The organism is Homoserinimonas sp. A447 (assembly GCF_054489325.1).
Window position 1 is genome coordinate 144,409 of sequence record NZ_JBTMWW010000001.1, and the last position, 17,710, is coordinate 162,118.

A 17,710-nucleotide genomic window follows, 5' to 3' on the forward strand; every position below is an offset into this window, starting at 1 on the left:
TTGGTCGCGATTGTAGTGCTGAGGATAGCTCGATGGAAACAAAAGGACCGAGACGGCTTTTCGGCCGCCTCGGTCCTTCTTCACTCAATATCCGGCAGTCTTGCGATCCTTTCCGGAATGAGCCTGCCGCGTCTTCACCGCGACGATCACCAGCAGGAACATCCCGTACTCCACCAGCAGCCGGGACTCCGCGACGCTCTGCACGAGCAACGCAACCATGAGCAGCAGGGGGAGGAGCGACAACGCCGTGAACCCAGGACGTGCCGGCACCCCGCGAACGCCGGGAGCGGCATCCGCCGGCACCATGCCAGGCAGCTCGTGTGGCCGTTCCGTCGCCAGGATCCAGGAGCGCACCAGCGCCGTCAGCACCAGCGCACCGAAAACGACCAGGCCCAGGGTGCCCAACTGCAGCCAGACATCCAGCCACGCGTTGTGGGCGTGCAACTGCACGACGCCGGCGCGGGTCACCAGGTCGTCGAACGGTTCAGCCCACGGGGTCCAGAAACTGACCCAGCCCCACCCGGCCACCGGGCGCTGAACGGCCAGCCCGATCACCTTCTCCCAGATCTCGGTGCGACCGGTCAGGTCAGAGTCCTTACCGACCAGCGCCAGCATCCGGTCGGAGAACAAGGCGACGGATGTCACGACACCGGCCACCACGACCAGCATCCCCGTGTAGACCAGCGCCCTCCTGCCGGTTCGGCGGATCAGCCAGACCGCCGCCAGCACGAACGCCAGAACAGCCAGCGCGACGTAGATGGTGGGGGAGCGGGTGAGGGCGATGGTGGCGACCGCCACCAACAACCAGAACCAGCCGGCGAGCCTGCGCCTGGTGGTGGCCAGCTGGATCCCGAACACGATCACGCCGAGCAGCGCCACGAAGGCGAGCAGGCTCGAGTTGCCGACAATGCCCTGGATCTTGCCGCCCTCCAGCAGCACGTCGCGCGACCAGTAGAGCAGCAGGGGGAGCTTGCCGTCCGGGTAGTTCGTCCAGAACGGCAGCAGCGGCTCGCGCACGAACAGCGACACGACCAGCTCGAAAACGATCGACAGCCCCAGGATGATGCGGAGGGCGTTGCCGAGCGCGCGCAGCAACTCTGCCCAGCTGAACAGCACGGCGGCGGCAACAGCGGTGACCACGGTCATCCAGGTGGTGAGCACGCCGAGCGCCGACGAGCCCGGGTAGAACGACCAGGCCAGCGACACCGTTGCCAGGGCGAGGAAGGCCAGCAGTGGGATCGGCAGCGAGCCGACCGACCAACTGCCCCGATGGCGCACCAGCAGCGCGATCGACGTGCCGGTCAGCGCGAAGGCGATCACGCCGAACCCGTACCAGCTGATCGAGTAACGCCAGGCGTCCCCAGCCAGCAGCGTGAAGGCCGCCAGCGTCACGAAACCGGTGCGGAACGCGGGCCTGTCGAGCATGGGACGAGCTTAGCGGCGGGGTGCTTGCCGAAAATGAAGGAGATCTTCCTCCGGGAAAGCGTTTCGGCGCGCAAACGGACGTTCGCGGGTGGATCTCCTTCGTTTTCGCGGGCACCGGATGCGCCCGGCCCGTCTACTCCCCACGGGCCGCGGTGCTTGATACCGTGTTCAGACCCCCGTCACCCCCACTGCCCGCCTCGTCGGAGCTGCGACCTGAGGAGCTCCGGATGTTCGTTGGCATCGAGAACACCCCCCGCGACTACGCGTGGGGTTCCGCGACCGCCATCTCCGGGCTGCTCGGCACCACCCCCTCCGGCGGGCCGGAAGCGGAGCTGTGGCTCGGATCACACGCCGGCTCCCCGGCGCGCATCATCGACCCGGCGCAGGTCGGCGGAGCCCGCGACCTGGTCGAGTGGATAGCCGCCGCGCCGTCGGACGCCCTCGGATCGCATCCGCGGCTGCCGTTCCTGCTGAAAGTGCTGGCGGCGGCGTCCCCGCTGTCGTTGCAGGCGCATCCGACCGCCGAGCAGGCCCAGGACGGCTTCGCCCGCGAGAACGCCCTCGGCGTGCGGCTGGACGCCCCCGAGCGCAACTACAAGGACCCGTACCCGAAACCCGAGATCATCTGCGCGGTCAGCGAGCGGTTCGAAGCGCTGTGCGGGTTCCGGCCGCTCCAGCAGACGGTACAGCTGCTGCACGCGCTCGGGTTGTCCGACCTGGCCGCTCGGATCGAGGCGGAACCGCTCGCCGACGTTTTCGAGTGGCTGGTCACCCGTGGCGACGGTGTCGCCGCGCTCGTCGACCGGGTCTCGGCGCTCGCCGACTCTGGTGCTGCTGGCGTTCCGGCTGTGACGAAAACGAAGGAGTTTGTCGCTGAAACGACCGCCGCTGGCGCGGAAACGGCCGAATCGGCACGAAACTCCTTCATTTTGGAAGCGGCAGTCGAGGCGGCGCTGGGCACGGTGCGGATGCTCGCGGCCGAGTACCCGGGCGACCCGGGCATCGTCGTGTCGCTGCTGCTCAACCGGGTCACCCTGCGCCGGGGGGAGGCGCTGTACCTGCCGGCCGGTAACATCCACGCCTACCTGAGCGGGCTGGGCATCGAGCTGATGACCGCGTCCGACAACGTGCTGCGCGGCGGGCTCACCACCAAGCATGTCGACATCGACGAGCTGCTCAACGTGCTCGACTTCACTCCGACCGAGGTGCCATACCTGCGGCCGCTGGTGTCGGACGGCGCGGCGCTGTACCGTCCGGCGGGGCCGGGATTCAAGCTGCTCCATGTGACCGGTGCGACCAGGCAGGCCATCGCCGGCCCGACCATCGTGCTGTGCACGGCCGGGGCGCTCACGGTCACCGGGAAATCGTCGTCGATCTCGTTGGCCCGCGGGGACGCGGTCTACGTCACCCCGGACGAGGCGGAACTGGCTTTCGCGGGGGATGGCGAGGCGTTCCTTGCGACGACCGCGTAGCATCCGCCGCCTAATCGCCTGCGAGGGTCTCGCAGATCGGCGGGTCGATCGCCTTCAGCACCTTCTCGGATGCGCGCGCCAGCACGGCCAACTCGTCGGGGCCGAGTACGTCGAAGAACAGCGACCGGATCGTCTCGTTGTGGTTGCGCATGGCGCCCAGCGCTGCGCGGCGCCCGTCGGGGGTGATGCCAATCCAGGTGCCGCGGAGGTCGTCCTCGCACTCGCGGCGCTCGAGCAGGCCGCGCGACTCCATGCGGGTCACCTGGTGCGAGATGCGGCTCTTCTCCCAGCCGATGACCTCGGCAAGGTCACGGCTGCGCAGCTGGTTCTGGGGTGACGTGAAGATGGCGAGCAGGATCTCGTAGTCGGGACCGGAGATTCCGGCATCCGCCTGCAATTGGTTCTCGAGGGCGCGGTCGAGCTGGCGGCGCATCGTGTAGAACGTGCGCCAGACCTGCCATTCTTCGGCAGTCACTTCTGAAACTGCGGACATGCTGACCATCATAGCAAGTAGTTGACATGTCACCAAGGAGTGATTTATGGTGATGTGTCACCAAAAAACGGTGACGTGTCACCGAAACCGGTGACTTCAGGAACTTCACGAAAGGTACGTCTTGTCAGACCTCAAGATTGGCATCATCGTCGGCAGCACCCGCCCGGGCCGTAACGGCATCCAGGTCGGCAACTGGGTCAAGGACAATGCGACCGCGGAAGGCGTCGAGTTCGAACTCGTCGACCTGCAGGACTTCAAGCTCCCCATGCTCGAAGAGCCGTTCCCCGCCGGCGCCGGCAACTACCTCGGCGACGAAGCGAACGCCTGGGCCACCAAGGTCGCCGAATTCGACGGATTCATCTTCGTCACCGCCGAGTACAACCACTCGGTTCCGGCCGCGCTGAAGAACGCGCTCGACTACGTCAACGCCGAGTGGAACAACAAGGCTGCCGCAATCGTCAGCTACGGATCGATGGGCGGCGTCCGCGCGGGCGAGCACCTGCGCCAGATCTTCGGCGAACTGCAGCTTGCCGACGTGCGCACCCACGTCATGTTCTCGCTGTTCACCGACTTCACCTACGGCGAGAATGGTGAAGCCACCTTCACCCCCGCAGGCATGAAGGTCGGAGAGCTCGAAGGCCAGATCTCGCAGCTCACCGCCTGGGCTCGGGCCCTGCAGCCCCTGCGTGCCGAGGCTCTCGCCGCGTAATACCGCTTTCTCATTCGTCGTGCCCCGTCTCGTGCGGGGCACGACTGCGTTAACGCCGGCTGCGTTGGTGTGCCGGCGGGTAGCCGAAAACGAAGGAGATTCGTCCGCTCCGGGGCCGTTCCAGCGTGAAAGCGGCGCGTTCGGCGAGGAACTCCTTCATTTTCGGGAGCGGATGCTCGTCCACAGGCGACCCGTTCCGGGCGTATCCCACAGATTCGCCGAACGTCGGCTGGGGTCGCCCGGCGTAGCCGAGCGTGGGGGCATGGACAGCATCGCCTACGCCATCCGCCGCCACGGTCTCTTCCTGCGCCGCCGGGACCTGCTGCGCCTCGGGTACGTCGACCGTCACATCCGCCACGAACTGGGGCAGCGTCGCATTTTCCGCGTGCGGCATGGCTGGTATTCGGTGCCGGATGCACCAGCGCCTGCCGTGCTGGCGGTCAGGGTCGGCGGGCGTTTGACCGGGGTGTCCGCGCTGGAGAGTTACGGATTGCGGGTGCCGAGGCGGCCGGCGCTGCATGTCGCGGTGCCGGTCGGCGCGTGCCGTCTACGCAAACCCGTCGACCGCTACCGGCGGCTCGACCGCCGTGACCCGGTGCGCGTGCACTGGGTCGACCGACGCGTATCCAGGGAATCGAGCTGGCGGGTGAGCGTCGCCGACGCACTGTTGGTGATACTTGCCGAGGAGAGCCGGGAGATCGCGGTTGCCTGCGCGAGCGCCGTCATGCACCGCGGGTTGCTCACACCCGTGCAGCTCGCCGCCGTGTTCGAGCGCGCCCCAGCACGGGTGGCGGGCTGGCAATGCCAGGTGAGCGACCGCGACGAGTCTCACGGCGAGACCTTTGCACGCCTGTGGATGACGGATGCCGGCATCCGCTTCCTGCAACAGGTCGAGGCGGATGGCGCCCGGCACGACTTCCGGGTGGGTGAGCACACCTACATCGAGATCGACGGTGGGCAGCACGACCCGGAGTGGACCGGCGACGGCGCGAGTTCCTGGGACAGTGACTTCGACCGCGACACGACGGTGACGATCGCCGGCGGCGCGACGCACCGGTTCAACTACCGGCAGCTCTACACCGACTGGCCGCGCGTTCTGGAGGCAATCAAGCGTGCCGAAGCGGATGATGCGGTGCTCTCGGCGTATCGTCGGCGGCATCCGTACCGCCCGCGCGTGCACCGAAAACGAAGGAGATCCCCGGCGATAACCGCTGATCCGGCGCCGTAGCGGCACGAAGACGCCGAATCTCCTTCGTTTTCGGTCAGGCGGGCGGATGCTCGGGCGACGGATGCGTCAGCTGGCGACTCGCGCGCCGAACGCACGCCGGTACGCGGTCGGCGTCGTCTGCAGCACCTTGAGGAAGTGGTGCCGCATCACCGCCGCCGTGCCGAACCCGGCCTCGGAGGCGATCTCCTCGAGGCTGCGACTGGTCTTCTCCAGCGCCTGCTGCGCCCGGAGGATCCGCTGCCGGTTCAGCCACGCCGCCGGGGTCGTCCCGGTGTCGGCCCGGAACCGGCGCGCGAACGTGCGCGGCGACATGAGAGCGCGCCGGGCGAGCTGGTCGACGGTGAGGTCCTGGTCGAGGTTCTCGACCATCCAGTCGGTGACGCGAGCCAGGGAGTCGATCGAGCACTCGGTGATCGGGTTCTCGATGTACTGCGACTGGCCGCCGTCCCGCTGTGGCGGCACGACCATCCGCCTGGCGATGACGTTGGCGGCGGATGCGCCCAGCTCTTTGCGCACCACGTGCAGTGCGGCGTCGATCCCGGCCGCGGTGCCGGCACCCGTGACCACGTGGCGATCTTCGACGAAGAGCACGTCCGGGTCCACGGTCGTCTCGGGGAACTTGGTCGCGAGCTCATCGGTGTGCATCCAGTGAGTGGTGCTGCGGCGACCGGCGAGCACGCCGGCGTAGCCGAGGGCGAACGCGCCGGTGCAGACGCTGAGGATCCACGCCCCGCGGCGTTCGGCGTCGCGGATGACCTGCAGGTAGGCCTCGTCGATGGGGCCGGTGCCGTGGGCGGGAACCGCGATCAGGTCGGCATCCGCTGCGGCCGTCAGGTCGTTGTCGACGTTGATGCTGAAGCCGAGGGAGGTGGGGATGGCGCCGGGCACGGCCGCGCTGATGGTGAAGTCGAATGCGGGGCCGCCGCTGGCGGTGCGGTCGATTCCGAACACCTCGCAGATCACCCCGAATTCGAAGGGGGTGAGTCCGGGGATGGCGAGTAGGGCGATCTTCTTGAGCATTGTGGCGTCCTTGGCAGTAATGAACCGAATTGTGACAATCCTGCCACTAGTGGCTCTTTCTCGCAATACATAGATTAACTGCCATGGAACTGATCATTGTGTTAGTGGTCGCGGCCGCTGTGCCGACGATCGTGGAACTACGACGGGACGGCCTGCACCGTCTCACGCGCCAAGACGACTGGCGCGGCCTCGGCAGCCGCCACTTCGGATAACCCAAAAATGAAGGAGATCGAGGCGCTTGGGCGGCGTGTCGGGCACGATGGGCCGCTCAGCCGCCCGATCTCCTTCATTTTGGTGAACCTTGGCCGGAGAGCGACACGCCGGTGGGCGAGTCGTAACCTTCTATGCGGAGTTGAGGCTTTACGATTTACGACTTGACTCGGAGGAACTACAACGATGTAATTATCCCTAAGCGATACGGGCAAGTCGTTCGCAAGCGTGAGGGGAGATTGTGCTATGGCGCTCAATGAGCACCGGAGTGGAGTCCCAGACGACTGGTTCGTCGACCCCGTCAGGCTAGGCGTACCGGGGGTACGCCGCGTAGTCAACGTCGACGACGATGACGCCGCACTCGCCTGGCAGTCCGACTCGCTGTGCGCACAAACCGACCCGGAAGCATTCTTCCCCGAAAAGGGCGGGTCGACGCGCGATGCCAAGAAGATCTGCGCATCGTGCGAGGTGCGGGTGCAGTGCCTCGAGTACGCACTCGCCAACGACGAGCGCTTCGGCATCTGGGGCGGGCTCTCCGAGCGCGAACGCCGCAAACTCCGCAAGAAGGCCGTCTAATCCGAACGGATGCCGGAGCATCCGCCCTCGTTTCGCCGCGTCGAAAACGAATGCGTCGAAAACGAAGGAGATCCGTCGCCGATCGCGCTGTTCTGGCGTGATCATGCAGACACGGGCGTAATCTCCTTCATTTTCGGTGACCCGGGCTGAGCTCGCCGCGTGTCTGAGAAGCGGGCGGGCCGCAGCCCCGTAGGCTCGAACAAATGCGTCAGGTTGTCACGGTGGTACTCGTCGCCCGAAACGGGGCCGAATACCTCGACCGCACAATCGCCGCACTGAAGGCGCAGACCAGGCAACCGGATGTCTTCATCGCCGTCAGCGCGCGGTCATCCGATAACGGCGCAGACCAGCTTGCGGCCGCCCAGCCCGCCCAGCTGGTGAGTGCGCCGGCGAAGTCGAGCTTCGGCGACGCGATCGCCCTCGGGATGCACGGCGTTCCGCACCCGGACTCCGACAACGAGTGGCTGTGGTTCCTGGCGCACGACAACGCACCGGAACCGCGCGCCCTGCAGCAGCTGCTGGCCGCCGTCGAGATCGCGCCATCCGTCGGCATCGCCGGGCCCAAGCTGATGCGCTGGGACAAACCGGACACCATCGCCGAGTTCGGCGAGTCGATGACCAGGCTCGGCGCGTCCATGCCAATGGTGGAGAACGAACTCGACCAGGCCCAGCACGACGTCTCGGACGACGTGCTCGGGGTGGCCGCGCAGGGCATGCTGGTGCGCCGGTCGCTGTGGTCGAAACTCGGCGGCTTCGACCCCGGGCTGCCCACCGTTGATTCCGGCCTCGACTTTTCGATCCGCGCCAGGCTGGCCGGGTTCCGCGTCGTGCTGGTTCCCGGTGCGCGCGTCGCATCCGCAGGCGGGCCGGAACTGTTCGGCCGCAAAAGCGTGTCGGCGGCGAAACGCACCGCAGCCATCCGTTCGGCCCAGCTGCACCGCCGACTGGTCTACGCGCCGGGGGCCGCCATGGCTGTGCATTGGCTCTCGCTGGTTCCGCTGGCCGTGCTGCGGTCGCTTGGCGCCCTGCTCGCGAAGCGCCCCGGCGCCATCGCCGGGGAGTTCTCCGCCGCATTCCGGGCCGCCTTCGACGGGGCCGTCGCGGGCGCCCGCCGCAACCTGCACCGCACCCGAACCCTCGGCTGGGGCGCCATCGCGCCGCTCCGCCTGCCGTGGTCGGACGTGCGTGAACGTCGCGCCCAGGCGCGCGAAGAGCAGACCGTCAGCACCGGCCACACCACCGAGCCGAAGATCAGCTTCATCAGCGGGGGCGGCCTCGCAGTCGTCGCGGTCGCTGCGGTTGCCGGCCTCATCGCCTTCGGCCCGCTGCTCGGAGCCAGTGCAGTCAGCGGCGGCGGCCTGCTGCCACTGGACGCGGACATCCGCTCGCTCTGGTCGAAGGTGGGGGTCGGATGGCGCGAGATCGGCACGGGCTTCCTGGGTGCCGCAGACCCGCTCACGACCGTACTGGCTGTTCTCGGCAGCCTCACCTTCTGGGCGCCGTCGCTGAGCATCGTCATCCTCTACTTCGCGGCCCTGCCGCTGGCTGCCACGGGCGCCTGGTTCGCCGCCAGGCGGCTGAGCGTGCGCGGCTGGATCCCGGCAATTGCCGCCGTGCTCTGGGCAGTCGCGCCACCGTTCCTCTCGTCGTTGTCGTCGGGCCAGCTGGGGTCGGCGATCGCCCACATCCTGTTGCCGTGGCTCGCACTGGCGCTGATCAACGCGTCGCGGTCCTGGCCGGCCGCGGCGGCTGCGGCGCTCCTGATGGCCGCGGTGACGGCATCCGCCCCGGTTCTCGCACCGGTGATCGTGCTCGCCTGGCTGGCGTGGATGGTGGTGCAGCCACGCGGGCTGCACCGACTCATCCTGATCCCGTTGCCGGCCGCAGCCCTGTTCGCGCCGCTGGTGATCGAGCAGTTCCGCCGCGGCAACCTGCTCGCCCTGCTGGCCGACCCCGGCGTCCCCGCAGACGGCGGAGGGGCATCCGCCTGGCAGCTCGCGTTGGCCAGCACCGACGGCGGGCTCAGCGGCTGGGTGCACCTGCTCGACCAGCTCTCCCTGCCGGTCGTCGCCGCGCCATACGTTGTCGCCGCGCTCCTGGCCGTCCCCGTTGTGCTCGCCCTGATGGCGCTGTTCCTGCCCGGAACCCGGCGCGCGGTGCCCGGGCTGGTGCTCGCGCTGCTCGGATTCCTGGTGGCCGTCGCATCCTCGCGCCTCGAGCTCAGCTCCGTCGGCGCGGACACCACGGCGGTGTGGACCGGCTCCGGCCTCAGCCTGTTCTGGCTCGGACTGCTCTGCTGCGTGATCGCGGCGCTGGACGCGCTCGGCCCGGCGTCCCTCACTCTCGGCACCGTCGCGGTCGCGACCACCGTGCTCCTGGCCGCGCCCCTGCTGATCGCCGGGTATGTCGGTGCGGCGGCGATCGCGCCGAGCTCGAATCGCATCGTGCCTGCTGTCGTCGCGGCCGAGTCGGTGACCAACCCGCAGATCGGCACGCTCATGCTGAAACCGGCGAGCTCGGACACGGGGGAGGACGACCGGATCTCGGCGACCCTGCACCGCGGCCTCGGCACCACCCTCGATGACCAGTCCACGATCGCCGCCACCGACCAGCAATTGGGTGAAGTGGATGACCGGCTCGCCACCCTCGCCGGAAACCTCGCCTCGCGCAGCGGGTACGACCCCACTGCGGACCTGGAAGACCTGTACATCGGGTTCGTCGTGCTCGAGGACGACGACCGCGGCGACAAGTCCCAGGCCGCCGTGCACAAACGCATCACCGTCGCCCTCGACGGCAACGACCGGGTCAGCAGCGTCGGCGAGACCGCCAGCGGACTGCTCTGGCGGGTCGCGACTCCACCGGAAACCGTCCCGGAAGCGCAGCCGGGCAACACCGACACCCCGTTCGGCGTGATCGTGCTCACCGTGCAGGGCGTCATCGTGTTCCTCACCCTCCTCCTCGCCGTGCCGACCGCCCGCCGCAAGCGCCGGGTGCGGGCCAGCGCCAACAGCCTGGAAGGCCCGGCCACGACCTTCGATGAGGAAGACAATGCCTGACCTCCACGACGACGAGCCGGTGCTGGAGGAGACCCAGCCCCAGATCCCAACAGCGCAGGTGCCACCAGCGGATGCTGCTCCCCGGGGAGCCCGCGCACGCGTCATCCTCGTCGTCGGAGCACGCGCCGTCACTGGGCTCATCGGCATCGCAGCCACCGCCGCGACCGTCCTGGCGGCGACCCTGCTGCCACTGCCGGCTCACCAGGCGACCCCGCCAGCGGCATCCGTCATCCCTGTCGCAGCCCCACAGCAGCGGGTCTGCGCCGGACCGATGCTGCGCCTGGGCGACGACCAGGGCGGAAGCGCCACCGTCGCATCCGCCGTCGGCACGCCCAGCGTTCGGCACCTCGCCACCAACGGCACCGTCGAGACGAGCAGCATTGGGCAGACGAGCGAGCCGTCCGGGCGCTCTGCCACGGTGCTCACGCTCGCGCCGGCGCAGGACAACCCCGATCTCCAGCCGCTGCTCGCCGGCAGCCAGTTGCAGACTGTGGACTCGGCCGGCCTGGCCGGGCTGGTCGCCGCGGAGTGCGTCGAAGCGCGGGCCGAGACCTGGTTGGTCGGCGGCTCCAGCGACACCGGACGCACCTCTCTGCTCACCCTCGCCAACCCGGGCGCGGTCGCCGCCACCGTGAGCATCAGCATCTACTCGGAAGACGGCCTGGTCGAAGCGCCGGGAACCGAAGGCATCGTCGTGCAGCCGAACAGCGAGACCAGCTTCTCGCTCGCCGGGTTCGCGCCGGGACTCGTGTCACCGGTCGTGCGGGTCACCAGCGTCGGCGGAACCGTCGTCGCCCACCTGCAGCAGTCGACCGTGCGCATCCTCGAGCCGGGCGGCGTGGACATGGTCGGGCCAGCGGCCGCGCCATCCACTGACGTGGTCATTCCGGGGATGGTCATCGTCGGCCATGAGGCGCTCGACGCGAAGGTCGGCGCCCCCGACTATCACGACATCACGCCGGTGCTGAGGCTGTTCGTGCCAGGCGACGAGGCGGCATCCGCCACCATCGCTGTAACGCCGGAAGGCGGCGGCGACACCATCAGCGTCGACTTCGACCTGCTGCCCGGCAAGGTCAGCGAGTTCCCGTTCGAGCACTTCGAAGACGGCGGATACACGGTGAGCGTCACCTCCGACGTGCCGCTGGTTGCCGGCGCCCGCGCGTCGACGGTGGGCGAATCCGGGCTGAGCGACTTCGTCTGGCTCGAATCGGCCGAACTCATGCGCGAGCAGGCGCTGGTGAACATCGGGTCTGGAGCTGACGCGGCGCTGCACCTCGCCAACCCTTCGACGACGGATGCCGAAGTCGCCATCGCGGTGGACGGCGCCGCCGGGGAAACCACCACCGTGACGGTGCCGGCCGAAGGTGCGATCGCGGTGCCAGTGGACCCGGGCACGGCCTACCGGCTGAGTGGCTTCACGCAGCTCCGGGTCGCCGTCAGCTACACCGGAGACGGGCTGCTCGCAGGCTTCACGGTCTCGCCGACCGGACCGGCTGCCGAGCGGATCACCGTCTACCCGTAGCGACGGACGCACCAGCACCCGCACCGCTGTTCGGTCGCGCCGAAAACGAAGGAGATACGTCCTTCAGCTGCCAAATCGTCGCCGAATCGGCCGCTACCGGCAGAATCTCCTTCGTTTTGTACTCATGCGGAGCGGTCGCGGCCCGGGCGACTAGAAGTGGCGGAAGCGCTCCGGGGCAAGCTCCCACGGGTCTTTGCCGAGCAGCTCGGCGACCGCACGGAACACGCAACTCTCGATCATCATCCGGCGGTGCAGTTCGTCGCGGCGGTGCAGGCGCGCCATCCGCTCGATCGGCAGGCGGAACAGGATGATCCGGCGCTGCGGCGGGATCACCAGCCAGCGATCCACCACACCCGTGGTGGTCGGGTCCGGCGGCAGCGCGGCAACCTCGAAGCGAACCCCGGCCAGCTCGTTCGGCCAGAGGTCCTTCAGGTAGCCGGCTGTCGATGCGACCGTCTGGTCGAAGACATCCGTTCGCGTGCGGAGCATCGGCAGGTGCGGGCCGGTGACGGCAGCACGGATGCCGCGGCCGTGGCGGTCACGCCAACCGGGCCGCGTCGACGCGCGTGCAGTTCGAGCCATGCACCCAGTCTACGAGTCCCGGGGCAACGCTCCACGAGTCTCGGGAGGCACGCCCGCCGCCCTACCCCGCCCCGAGCCCGCCGACCCCTAAGCTGAACCCATATGGACGGTCGACCCTGTAGCAAAGTCGCCTGCGTCGCCGACGCGGTGACCACGCTCACCTACGTGTACGCGGATTCGATGGCCGTTCTCGGCCCGCTCAGCCAGAAGGCGGAGCCGCACAGCTACGACCTGTGCGTTCGCCACTCCGAGCGACTGTCGGCGCCGCAAGGGTGGCAGGTCATCCGCCATGTCATGCTCGGCGGCGTGCCCGCCGAAGCCTAGCCACGGCATAGGCTCGATGGCATGAGCGCCACAAGTAATCCGCACGATCTGTCCGCCTTCGTCAAGACGTACGACGTGCGCGGCCTGGTGGGAAGCCAACTGACGGATGAGGTGGTCACCGCCCTGGGCGCCGCTTTCGTTGACGAAGTGCAGGCATCCGGAACCGACGTGGTGATCGGCCACGACATGCGCGACTCGTCGCCCGGATTCGCGTCGGCGTTCGCCGGGGGAGTGCGGGCCAGGGGCGGCAACGTCGTCTCGATCGGGCTGTGCTCCACCGATGAGAACTACTTCGCCTCCGGGCACCTGGACGCGCCGGCCGCCATGTTCACCGCCAGCCACAACCCGGCCACCTACAACGGCATCAAGTTCAGCCGCGCCGGCGCCCGCGGGATCAGCGCGGACACCGGGCTGACCGCCATCCGGGAGCGGGCCGAGAAGTACCTCGCCGAGGGGATCACGCCGGCGGCGACACCCGGCTCGGCGCGTGAGCTTGACGTGCTCGCCGACTACGCCGCGTACCTGCGCGAGTTGGTCGACCTGTCCGGCATCCGCCCGCTTCGCGTGGTCGTGGACGCCGGCAACGGGATGGGCGGTCTCACCGTGCCCGCCGTCCTGGGCACCGCGGCCGGGCTGCCGGCGCTGCCGATCGAGGTGATTCCGCTGTACTTCGAGCTCGACGGAACCTTCCCCAACCACGAGGCGAACCCGCTCGAGCCGGCCAACCTGGTCGACCTGCAGGCGGCCGTGCTCGCCGAGGGTGCCGACCTCGGACTTGCCTTCGACGGCGACGCCGACCGCTGCTTCGTGATCGACGAACTCGGCCAGCCGGTCACCCCGTCCGCTGTCGCCGCGGTGGTGGCGGTGCGGGAGATCGCCCGGGCGCGCGCCCGGGGCGAGGAGGGCGAGCTCTGCGTCATCCACAACCTGATCACGTCCCGTTTCGTCGCCGAGGCGATCGAGGAGGCAGGGGCGATCCCGGTGCGCACCAAGGTCGGGCACTCGCTGATCAAGGACGAGATGGCCGCAACCGGCGCGGTGTTCGGCGGGGAGCACTCGGCGCACTACTACTTCCGCGACTTCTGGGGTGCAGACAACGGCATGCTCGCCGCGATGCACCTGCTGGCCGAGCTGGGTGGGCAGCAGCATCCGCTGTCACAGTTCGCGGAGCGCTTCAACCCGTACTTCCAGAGCGGCGAGATCAACTCGACGGTGACGGATGTCGCGGCCGCCTACGCGAGGATCGTCACCGAGTTCGCGTCGAAGGGCGAGTTCGACGAGCTGGACGGGCTGACCGTGAGCAGCACGAACACCTCCCCGGAAGACTTCTGGTGGTTCAACGTGCGTCCGTCCAACACCGAGCCGCTGCTGCGCCTCAACGTGGAGGCCGGCAACCAGGCGCAGCTGGAGAGCATCCGCGACTCGGTGCTGGAGCTCATCCGCCAGTAGCCCGGCGCGCATCCGCCCGGCGCGGAGTCTGGCTCGACGCGTCGAAAACGAAGGAGATGCGGCCGCGGATGGGCCGTTCTGCGCCGAAACGTGCGCTCAGGAGCGGATCTCCTTCATTTTCGGTGGCCCGGTCGGGTGCCAGAATGGGGAGATGCTCTCCACGAAACTTCCGTACAAAGTCGCCGACCTGACGCTCGCCGAAGCGGGCCGCCACCAGCTGCGCCTCGCCGAGAACGAGATGCCCGGGCTGATGGCGCTCCGCGACGAGTTCGGCGCCAGCAAGCCGCTCGCCGGCGCGCGCATCGCCGGCAGCCTGCACATGACCGTGCAGACGGCGGTGCTGATCGAGACGCTCACCGCCCTCGGCGCACAGGTGCGCTGGGCGAGCTGCAACATCTTCTCCACCCAGGACGAAGCCGCAGCCGCCGTCGCGGTGGGGCCGAACGGCACGCCGGAGAACCCGCAAGGCGTGCCGGTCTTCGCCTGGAAGGGCGAGACCCTCGAGGAGTACTGGTGGTGCACCAGCCAGATCTTCGACTGGAGCGCCGAAGGCCACACCGGCCCGAACATGATCCTCGATGACGGCGGCGACGCGACGATCCTGGTGCACAAGGGTCGCGAGTTCGAGTTGGCCGGCACGGTTCCGGATGCCACGGCCACCGACAGCCACGAATGGACCGTCATCCTGAACACCATCCGCGCGTCGCTGGCCGAGTCGCCCGATCGCTGGACGCGCATCGCCGAGGGCGTGATGGGTGTCACCGAAGAGACCACGACCGGCGTGCACCGCCTCTACGAGCTGTCGAAGGCCGGGGAACTGCAGTTCGCCGCCATCAATGTGAACGACTCGGTGACCAAGTCGAAATTCGACAACAAGTACGGCATCCGCCACTCACTGCCCGATGGTCTCAACCGGGCCACCGATGTTCTGATCGGCGGCAAGGTCGCGTTCGTCTGCGGCTACGGTGACGTCGGCAAGGGTGCCGCCGAGGCGTTGAAGGGCCAGGGCGCCCGCGTCATCGTCAGCGAGGTCGACCCGATCTGCGCGCTGCAGGCCGCGATGGACGGTTTCCAGGTGACCACCCTCGAATCCGTCATCGATCAGGTCGACATCCTGGTCACCGGAACCGGCAACGAGAACGTCGTCACCGTCGACAACCTGCTGGGGATGAAGCACCTCGCCATTGTGGCCAACGTCGGCCACTTCGACAACGAGATCGACATGGCAGGGCTCGCCCGCGTCGAGGGCGCCGAGCGGGTGGAGATCAAGCCGCAGGTGCACGAGTGGCGGCTGCCGCACGGCCGCAGCATCCTGGTGCTCAGCGAGGGACGCCTGATGAACCTCGGCAACGCCACCGGGCATCCGTCCTTCGTGATGAGCAACTCGTTCACCAACCAGGTGCTCGCCCAGATCGAGTTGTTCGCCCACGCCGAGAACTACCCCATCGATGTGCACGTGCTGCCGAAGCATCTCGACGAGAAGGTCGCGCGGCTGCACCTGGACGCCCTCGGCGTGAAGCTGACGACGCTGACGGATGCGCAGGCCGCCTACCTGGGGCTGAGCCCGGCCGGCCCGTACAAGCCCGACCACTATCGCTACTGAGGCCGGCCGCCGTGTCGATGGGGCCGCGCCTTCACCGCGCGGCCCTTTTCAGTGCCGCGCGGTAGTTTTTTCGGGCGCGTTTCACTGAAAAGACCGCGCGACGGCGGAAGCGACAGCTACTAGCGCGTCACCGAACCCATGAGCGAAGCGACCGGGCGGAGGAACAGCGGACGCGCCGCGAACCAGGCGACGACGATCACGACGAGCGACGCCGCGAAGATCCAGAATCCGGCCCAGCTGCCCTCGTCGCTGCTCATCGCGTACATGTGGTTGAGGTTGCGCAGCGCCCCGGTGGCGAGCACCAGCGTGACGTGCACGATGATGAACAGCACGAAGTAGAGCATCACCGGGAAGTGGATCGCCCTGGCCACCTCGATCGGGTACGCCTTGTTCAGGCGCGTTGCCTTCGCCGGCCATGCCCCAGACATCCGGATGCCCGTAATGATCGCCAGCGGAGCCGCAATGAAGACCGTGGCGAAGTAGGTGAGCAACTGAAGGCTGTTGTAGTTGACCCAGCCATCTTCGACCGGCCAGCTCAGCGACACGTATTGCAGGGTCGCCGACAGGGCGTTCGGGAAGACGTCCCAACTGACGGGGACCAGTCGCATCCACTGGCCGGTGGCGAACAGCAGGATGTAGAAGATGAGTCCGTTGAGCACCCACAGCACGTCCAGCGACTGGTGGAACCACAGGTCGAGGCTGATCTTCTTCGGCGCACCCTTGGTGCGGATCAGGCCCGTGTTGTTGCGGGTCCAGTACGCGGGCGGGCGCTGCGTGGTGCGCACCTGCCAGCCCGACTTGATGATCAGCACGATCAGCAGCACGTTCAGGAAGTGCTGCCAGCCCAGCCAGGCCGGGAAGCCGACCGGTGCGCCATCGGGCAGTTCGCTCTCGCCCGGGTAGTCGGTCAGGAACGACTGCACGTCGGGGAGGCCGCGCAGCCACTGCGCGAGCAGCACGGCGACGACCAGCAGCACCAGGGCTGTCGGGATGATCCAGACCAGCGGGAACCAGCGTTTGGACGTGAGGGAAGTGGATGCCATGGCGCTAGTTGGAGCGGGCCTTGATCGCGTCGATCAGCTGCGGCACGACGGTGAACACGTCGCCCACGATGCCGAAGTCGGCGATGTCGAAGATGGGGGCATCCGCGTCCTTGTTGATGGCGACGATGGTCTTCGCCGTCTGCATCCCGGCCCGGTGCTGGATGGCGCCGGAGATCCCGAGGGCGATGTACAGCTGCGGCGACACCGTGATGCCGGTCTGCCCGACCTGGTAGGTCTGCGGCACGTAGCCTGCGTCGACCGCAGCGCGGGAAGCGCCGATCGCCGCCCCGAGCACGTCAGCCAGCTGCTCGACCAACTCGAACGCTTCACCGGATCCGAGCCCGCGACCGCCGGAGACGACCCTGGTCGCCCCACGCAGTTCAGGACGGCTCGACACCTCGGTGGCAGGGTTCACCTCGTCGATGACGGCGGATGCGCTGCCGTCAACCACGAGCGGCACGTTGGTGACGGTTCCGGATGCCGGCTCCGCCTTGCCTTCGATCGCGCCCTGGCGGATGGTGACGATCGCGAGCCCGCCCTCGACGGCCGCGTCGACCGAGTATGCGCCGCCGAAGACCGAGTGGGTGGCGACGACGCGCTCGCCGTCCAGGCGAACGTCGACGGCGTCGACCAGCAGGGCGCCGCCGGTGCGCACGGCGAGCCTGGCTGCGGCGTCGCGCCCGTCAGGAGAGTTGTTCAGCAGCACAGCGGATGGCTGCAGCGCCTCCACAGCGGACGCCAGCGCGTCCACCTCCGGCGTCACCAGCAGTTCGCCGGCCTGGTCGGACTCGGCGAGGTAAACCTCGGCGGCGCCGAGCGCGCCGAGCTGGGCACCGAGGCCGGAGCCCGGCTTCGCGGTCAGCACGGCGACCGGCTCGCCCAGGCGGGAAGCGGCGGCCAGCAGGCCGGCCGCGGTGTTCGCGATCTGGCCATCAGAGACCTCGATCATTACCAAAACTTTCGACATTGTCGTCTTCCTTTACGTACGTGTCAGTCGC

Annotated in this window: 16 protein-coding genes; 10 read left to right on the forward strand and 6 right to left on the reverse strand. The window is 68.3% G+C overall.

Annotation, left to right across the window (positions count from 1 at the left end):
* Window positions 1-84: 84 nt before the first annotated feature.
* Window positions 85-1,425 (reverse strand): O-antigen ligase family protein, encoded by a 1,341-nt coding sequence (locus ACX3O0_RS00705; protein WP_459106434.1) that lies wholly within the window; start codon window positions 1,423-1,425, stop codon window positions 85-87.
* Between the two features lie 227 nt (window positions 1,426-1,652).
* Here ACX3O0_RS00705 and manA point away from each other — a divergent pair, with 227 nt between their 5' ends.
* Window positions 1,653-2,897, forward strand: a complete 1,245-nt coding sequence (manA, locus tag ACX3O0_RS00710) for a mannose-6-phosphate isomerase, class I (protein ID WP_459106435.1) — start codon at window positions 1,653-1,655, stop codon at window positions 2,895-2,897.
* Window positions 2,898-2,907: 10 nt separating this feature from the next.
* Here the strand turns inward: manA and ACX3O0_RS00715 are convergent, their stop codons facing one another.
* Window positions 2,908-3,390: a MarR family winged helix-turn-helix transcriptional regulator gene (locus ACX3O0_RS00715; protein WP_459106436.1), complete on the reverse strand. Its 483-nt coding sequence runs from the start codon at window positions 3,388-3,390 to the stop codon at window positions 2,908-2,910.
* A 121-nt stretch (window positions 3,391-3,511) separates the two neighbouring features.
* Here ACX3O0_RS00715 and ACX3O0_RS00720 point away from each other — a divergent pair, with 121 nt between their 5' ends.
* Entirely contained in the window at window positions 3,512-4,099 is a 588-nt protein-coding gene (locus ACX3O0_RS00720) for an NADPH-dependent FMN reductase (RefSeq protein ID WP_459090107.1), read from the forward strand.
* A gap of 262 nt (window positions 4,100-4,361) precedes the next feature.
* Window positions 4,362-5,327, forward strand: coding sequence for a hypothetical protein (locus ACX3O0_RS00725; protein WP_459106437.1), 966 nt, complete (start codon window positions 4,362-4,364; stop codon window positions 5,325-5,327).
* 66 nt (window positions 5,328-5,393) lie between these two features.
* Here ACX3O0_RS00725 and ACX3O0_RS00730 read toward each other — a convergent pair whose 3' ends face one another.
* The gene (locus ACX3O0_RS00730) at window positions 5,394-6,347 is read right to left on the reverse strand and encodes a GlxA family transcriptional regulator (protein WP_459090112.1); all 954 of its coding nucleotides are present in this window, start codon (window positions 6,345-6,347) and stop codon (window positions 5,394-5,396) included.
* Window positions 6,348-6,430: 83 nt separating this feature from the next.
* Here ACX3O0_RS00730 and ACX3O0_RS00735 point away from each other — a divergent pair, with 83 nt between their 5' ends.
* From ACX3O0_RS00735 to ACX3O0_RS00750, 4 genes are all read left to right on the forward strand, one after another.
* On the forward strand, window positions 6,431-6,559 hold the full coding sequence (locus ACX3O0_RS00735; RefSeq protein ID WP_459106438.1) for a hypothetical protein: 129 nt from the start codon (window positions 6,431-6,433) through the stop codon (window positions 6,557-6,559).
* A 244-nt stretch (window positions 6,560-6,803) separates the two neighbouring features.
* Window positions 6,804-7,133 carry a WhiB family transcriptional regulator gene (locus ACX3O0_RS00740; RefSeq protein ID WP_459090116.1) on the forward strand — a complete coding sequence of 110 codons (330 nt, stop codon included), beginning with the start codon at window positions 6,804-6,806 and terminating at the stop codon, window positions 7,131-7,133.
* Between the two features lie 203 nt (window positions 7,134-7,336).
* Complete coding sequence (locus ACX3O0_RS00745; protein ID WP_459106439.1) at window positions 7,337-10,189, forward strand: glycosyltransferase family 2 protein; 2,853 nt, start codon at window positions 7,337-7,339, stop codon at window positions 10,187-10,189.
* On the forward strand, window positions 10,182-11,711 hold the full coding sequence (locus ACX3O0_RS00750) for a DUF5719 family protein (RefSeq protein ID WP_459106440.1): 1,530 nt from the start codon (window positions 10,182-10,184) through the stop codon (window positions 11,709-11,711). Before ACX3O0_RS00745 ends, ACX3O0_RS00750 begins: the two co-directional genes overlap by 8 nt.
* 150 nt (window positions 11,712-11,861) lie before the next feature.
* Here ACX3O0_RS00750 and ACX3O0_RS00755 read toward each other — a convergent pair whose 3' ends face one another.
* Window positions 11,862-12,293, reverse strand: coding sequence for a metallopeptidase family protein (locus ACX3O0_RS00755; RefSeq protein ID WP_459090122.1), 432 nt, complete (start codon window positions 12,291-12,293; stop codon window positions 11,862-11,864).
* 102 nt (window positions 12,294-12,395) lie between these two features.
* Here ACX3O0_RS00755 and ACX3O0_RS00760 point away from each other — a divergent pair, with 102 nt between their 5' ends.
* The 3 genes from ACX3O0_RS00760 to ahcY all read left to right on the forward strand — a co-directional run bounded on the left by ACX3O0_RS00760 (window position 12,396) and on the right by ahcY (window position 15,669).
* The gene (locus ACX3O0_RS00760) at window positions 12,396-12,617 is read left to right on the forward strand and encodes a DUF3499 family protein (RefSeq protein WP_459090124.1); all 222 of its coding nucleotides are present in this window, start codon (window positions 12,396-12,398) and stop codon (window positions 12,615-12,617) included.
* A gap of 21 nt (window positions 12,618-12,638) precedes the next feature.
* Window positions 12,639-14,066: a phosphomannomutase/phosphoglucomutase gene (locus ACX3O0_RS00765; RefSeq protein ID WP_459090126.1), complete on the forward strand. Its 1,428-nt coding sequence runs from the start codon at window positions 12,639-12,641 to the stop codon at window positions 14,064-14,066.
* A gap of 151 nt (window positions 14,067-14,217) precedes the next feature.
* Window positions 14,218-15,669 carry an adenosylhomocysteinase gene (ahcY, locus tag ACX3O0_RS00770; protein ID WP_459106441.1) on the forward strand — a complete coding sequence of 484 codons (1,452 nt, stop codon included), beginning with the start codon at window positions 14,218-14,220 and terminating at the stop codon, window positions 15,667-15,669.
* Window positions 15,670-15,788: 119 nt separating this feature from the next.
* Here the strand turns inward: ahcY and ACX3O0_RS00775 are convergent, their stop codons facing one another.
* Both ACX3O0_RS00775 and ACX3O0_RS00780 read right to left on the reverse strand, forming a co-directional pair.
* Window positions 15,789-16,712: a cytochrome b/b6 domain-containing protein gene (locus tag ACX3O0_RS00775; protein WP_459106442.1), complete on the reverse strand. Its 924-nt coding sequence runs from the start codon at window positions 16,710-16,712 to the stop codon at window positions 15,789-15,791.
* 4 nt (window positions 16,713-16,716) lie between these two features.
* Window positions 16,717-17,679: an electron transfer flavoprotein subunit alpha/FixB family protein gene (locus tag ACX3O0_RS00780; RefSeq protein WP_459106443.1), complete on the reverse strand. Its 963-nt coding sequence runs from the start codon at window positions 17,677-17,679 to the stop codon at window positions 16,717-16,719.
* Window positions 17,680-17,710: the final 31 nt, after the last annotated feature.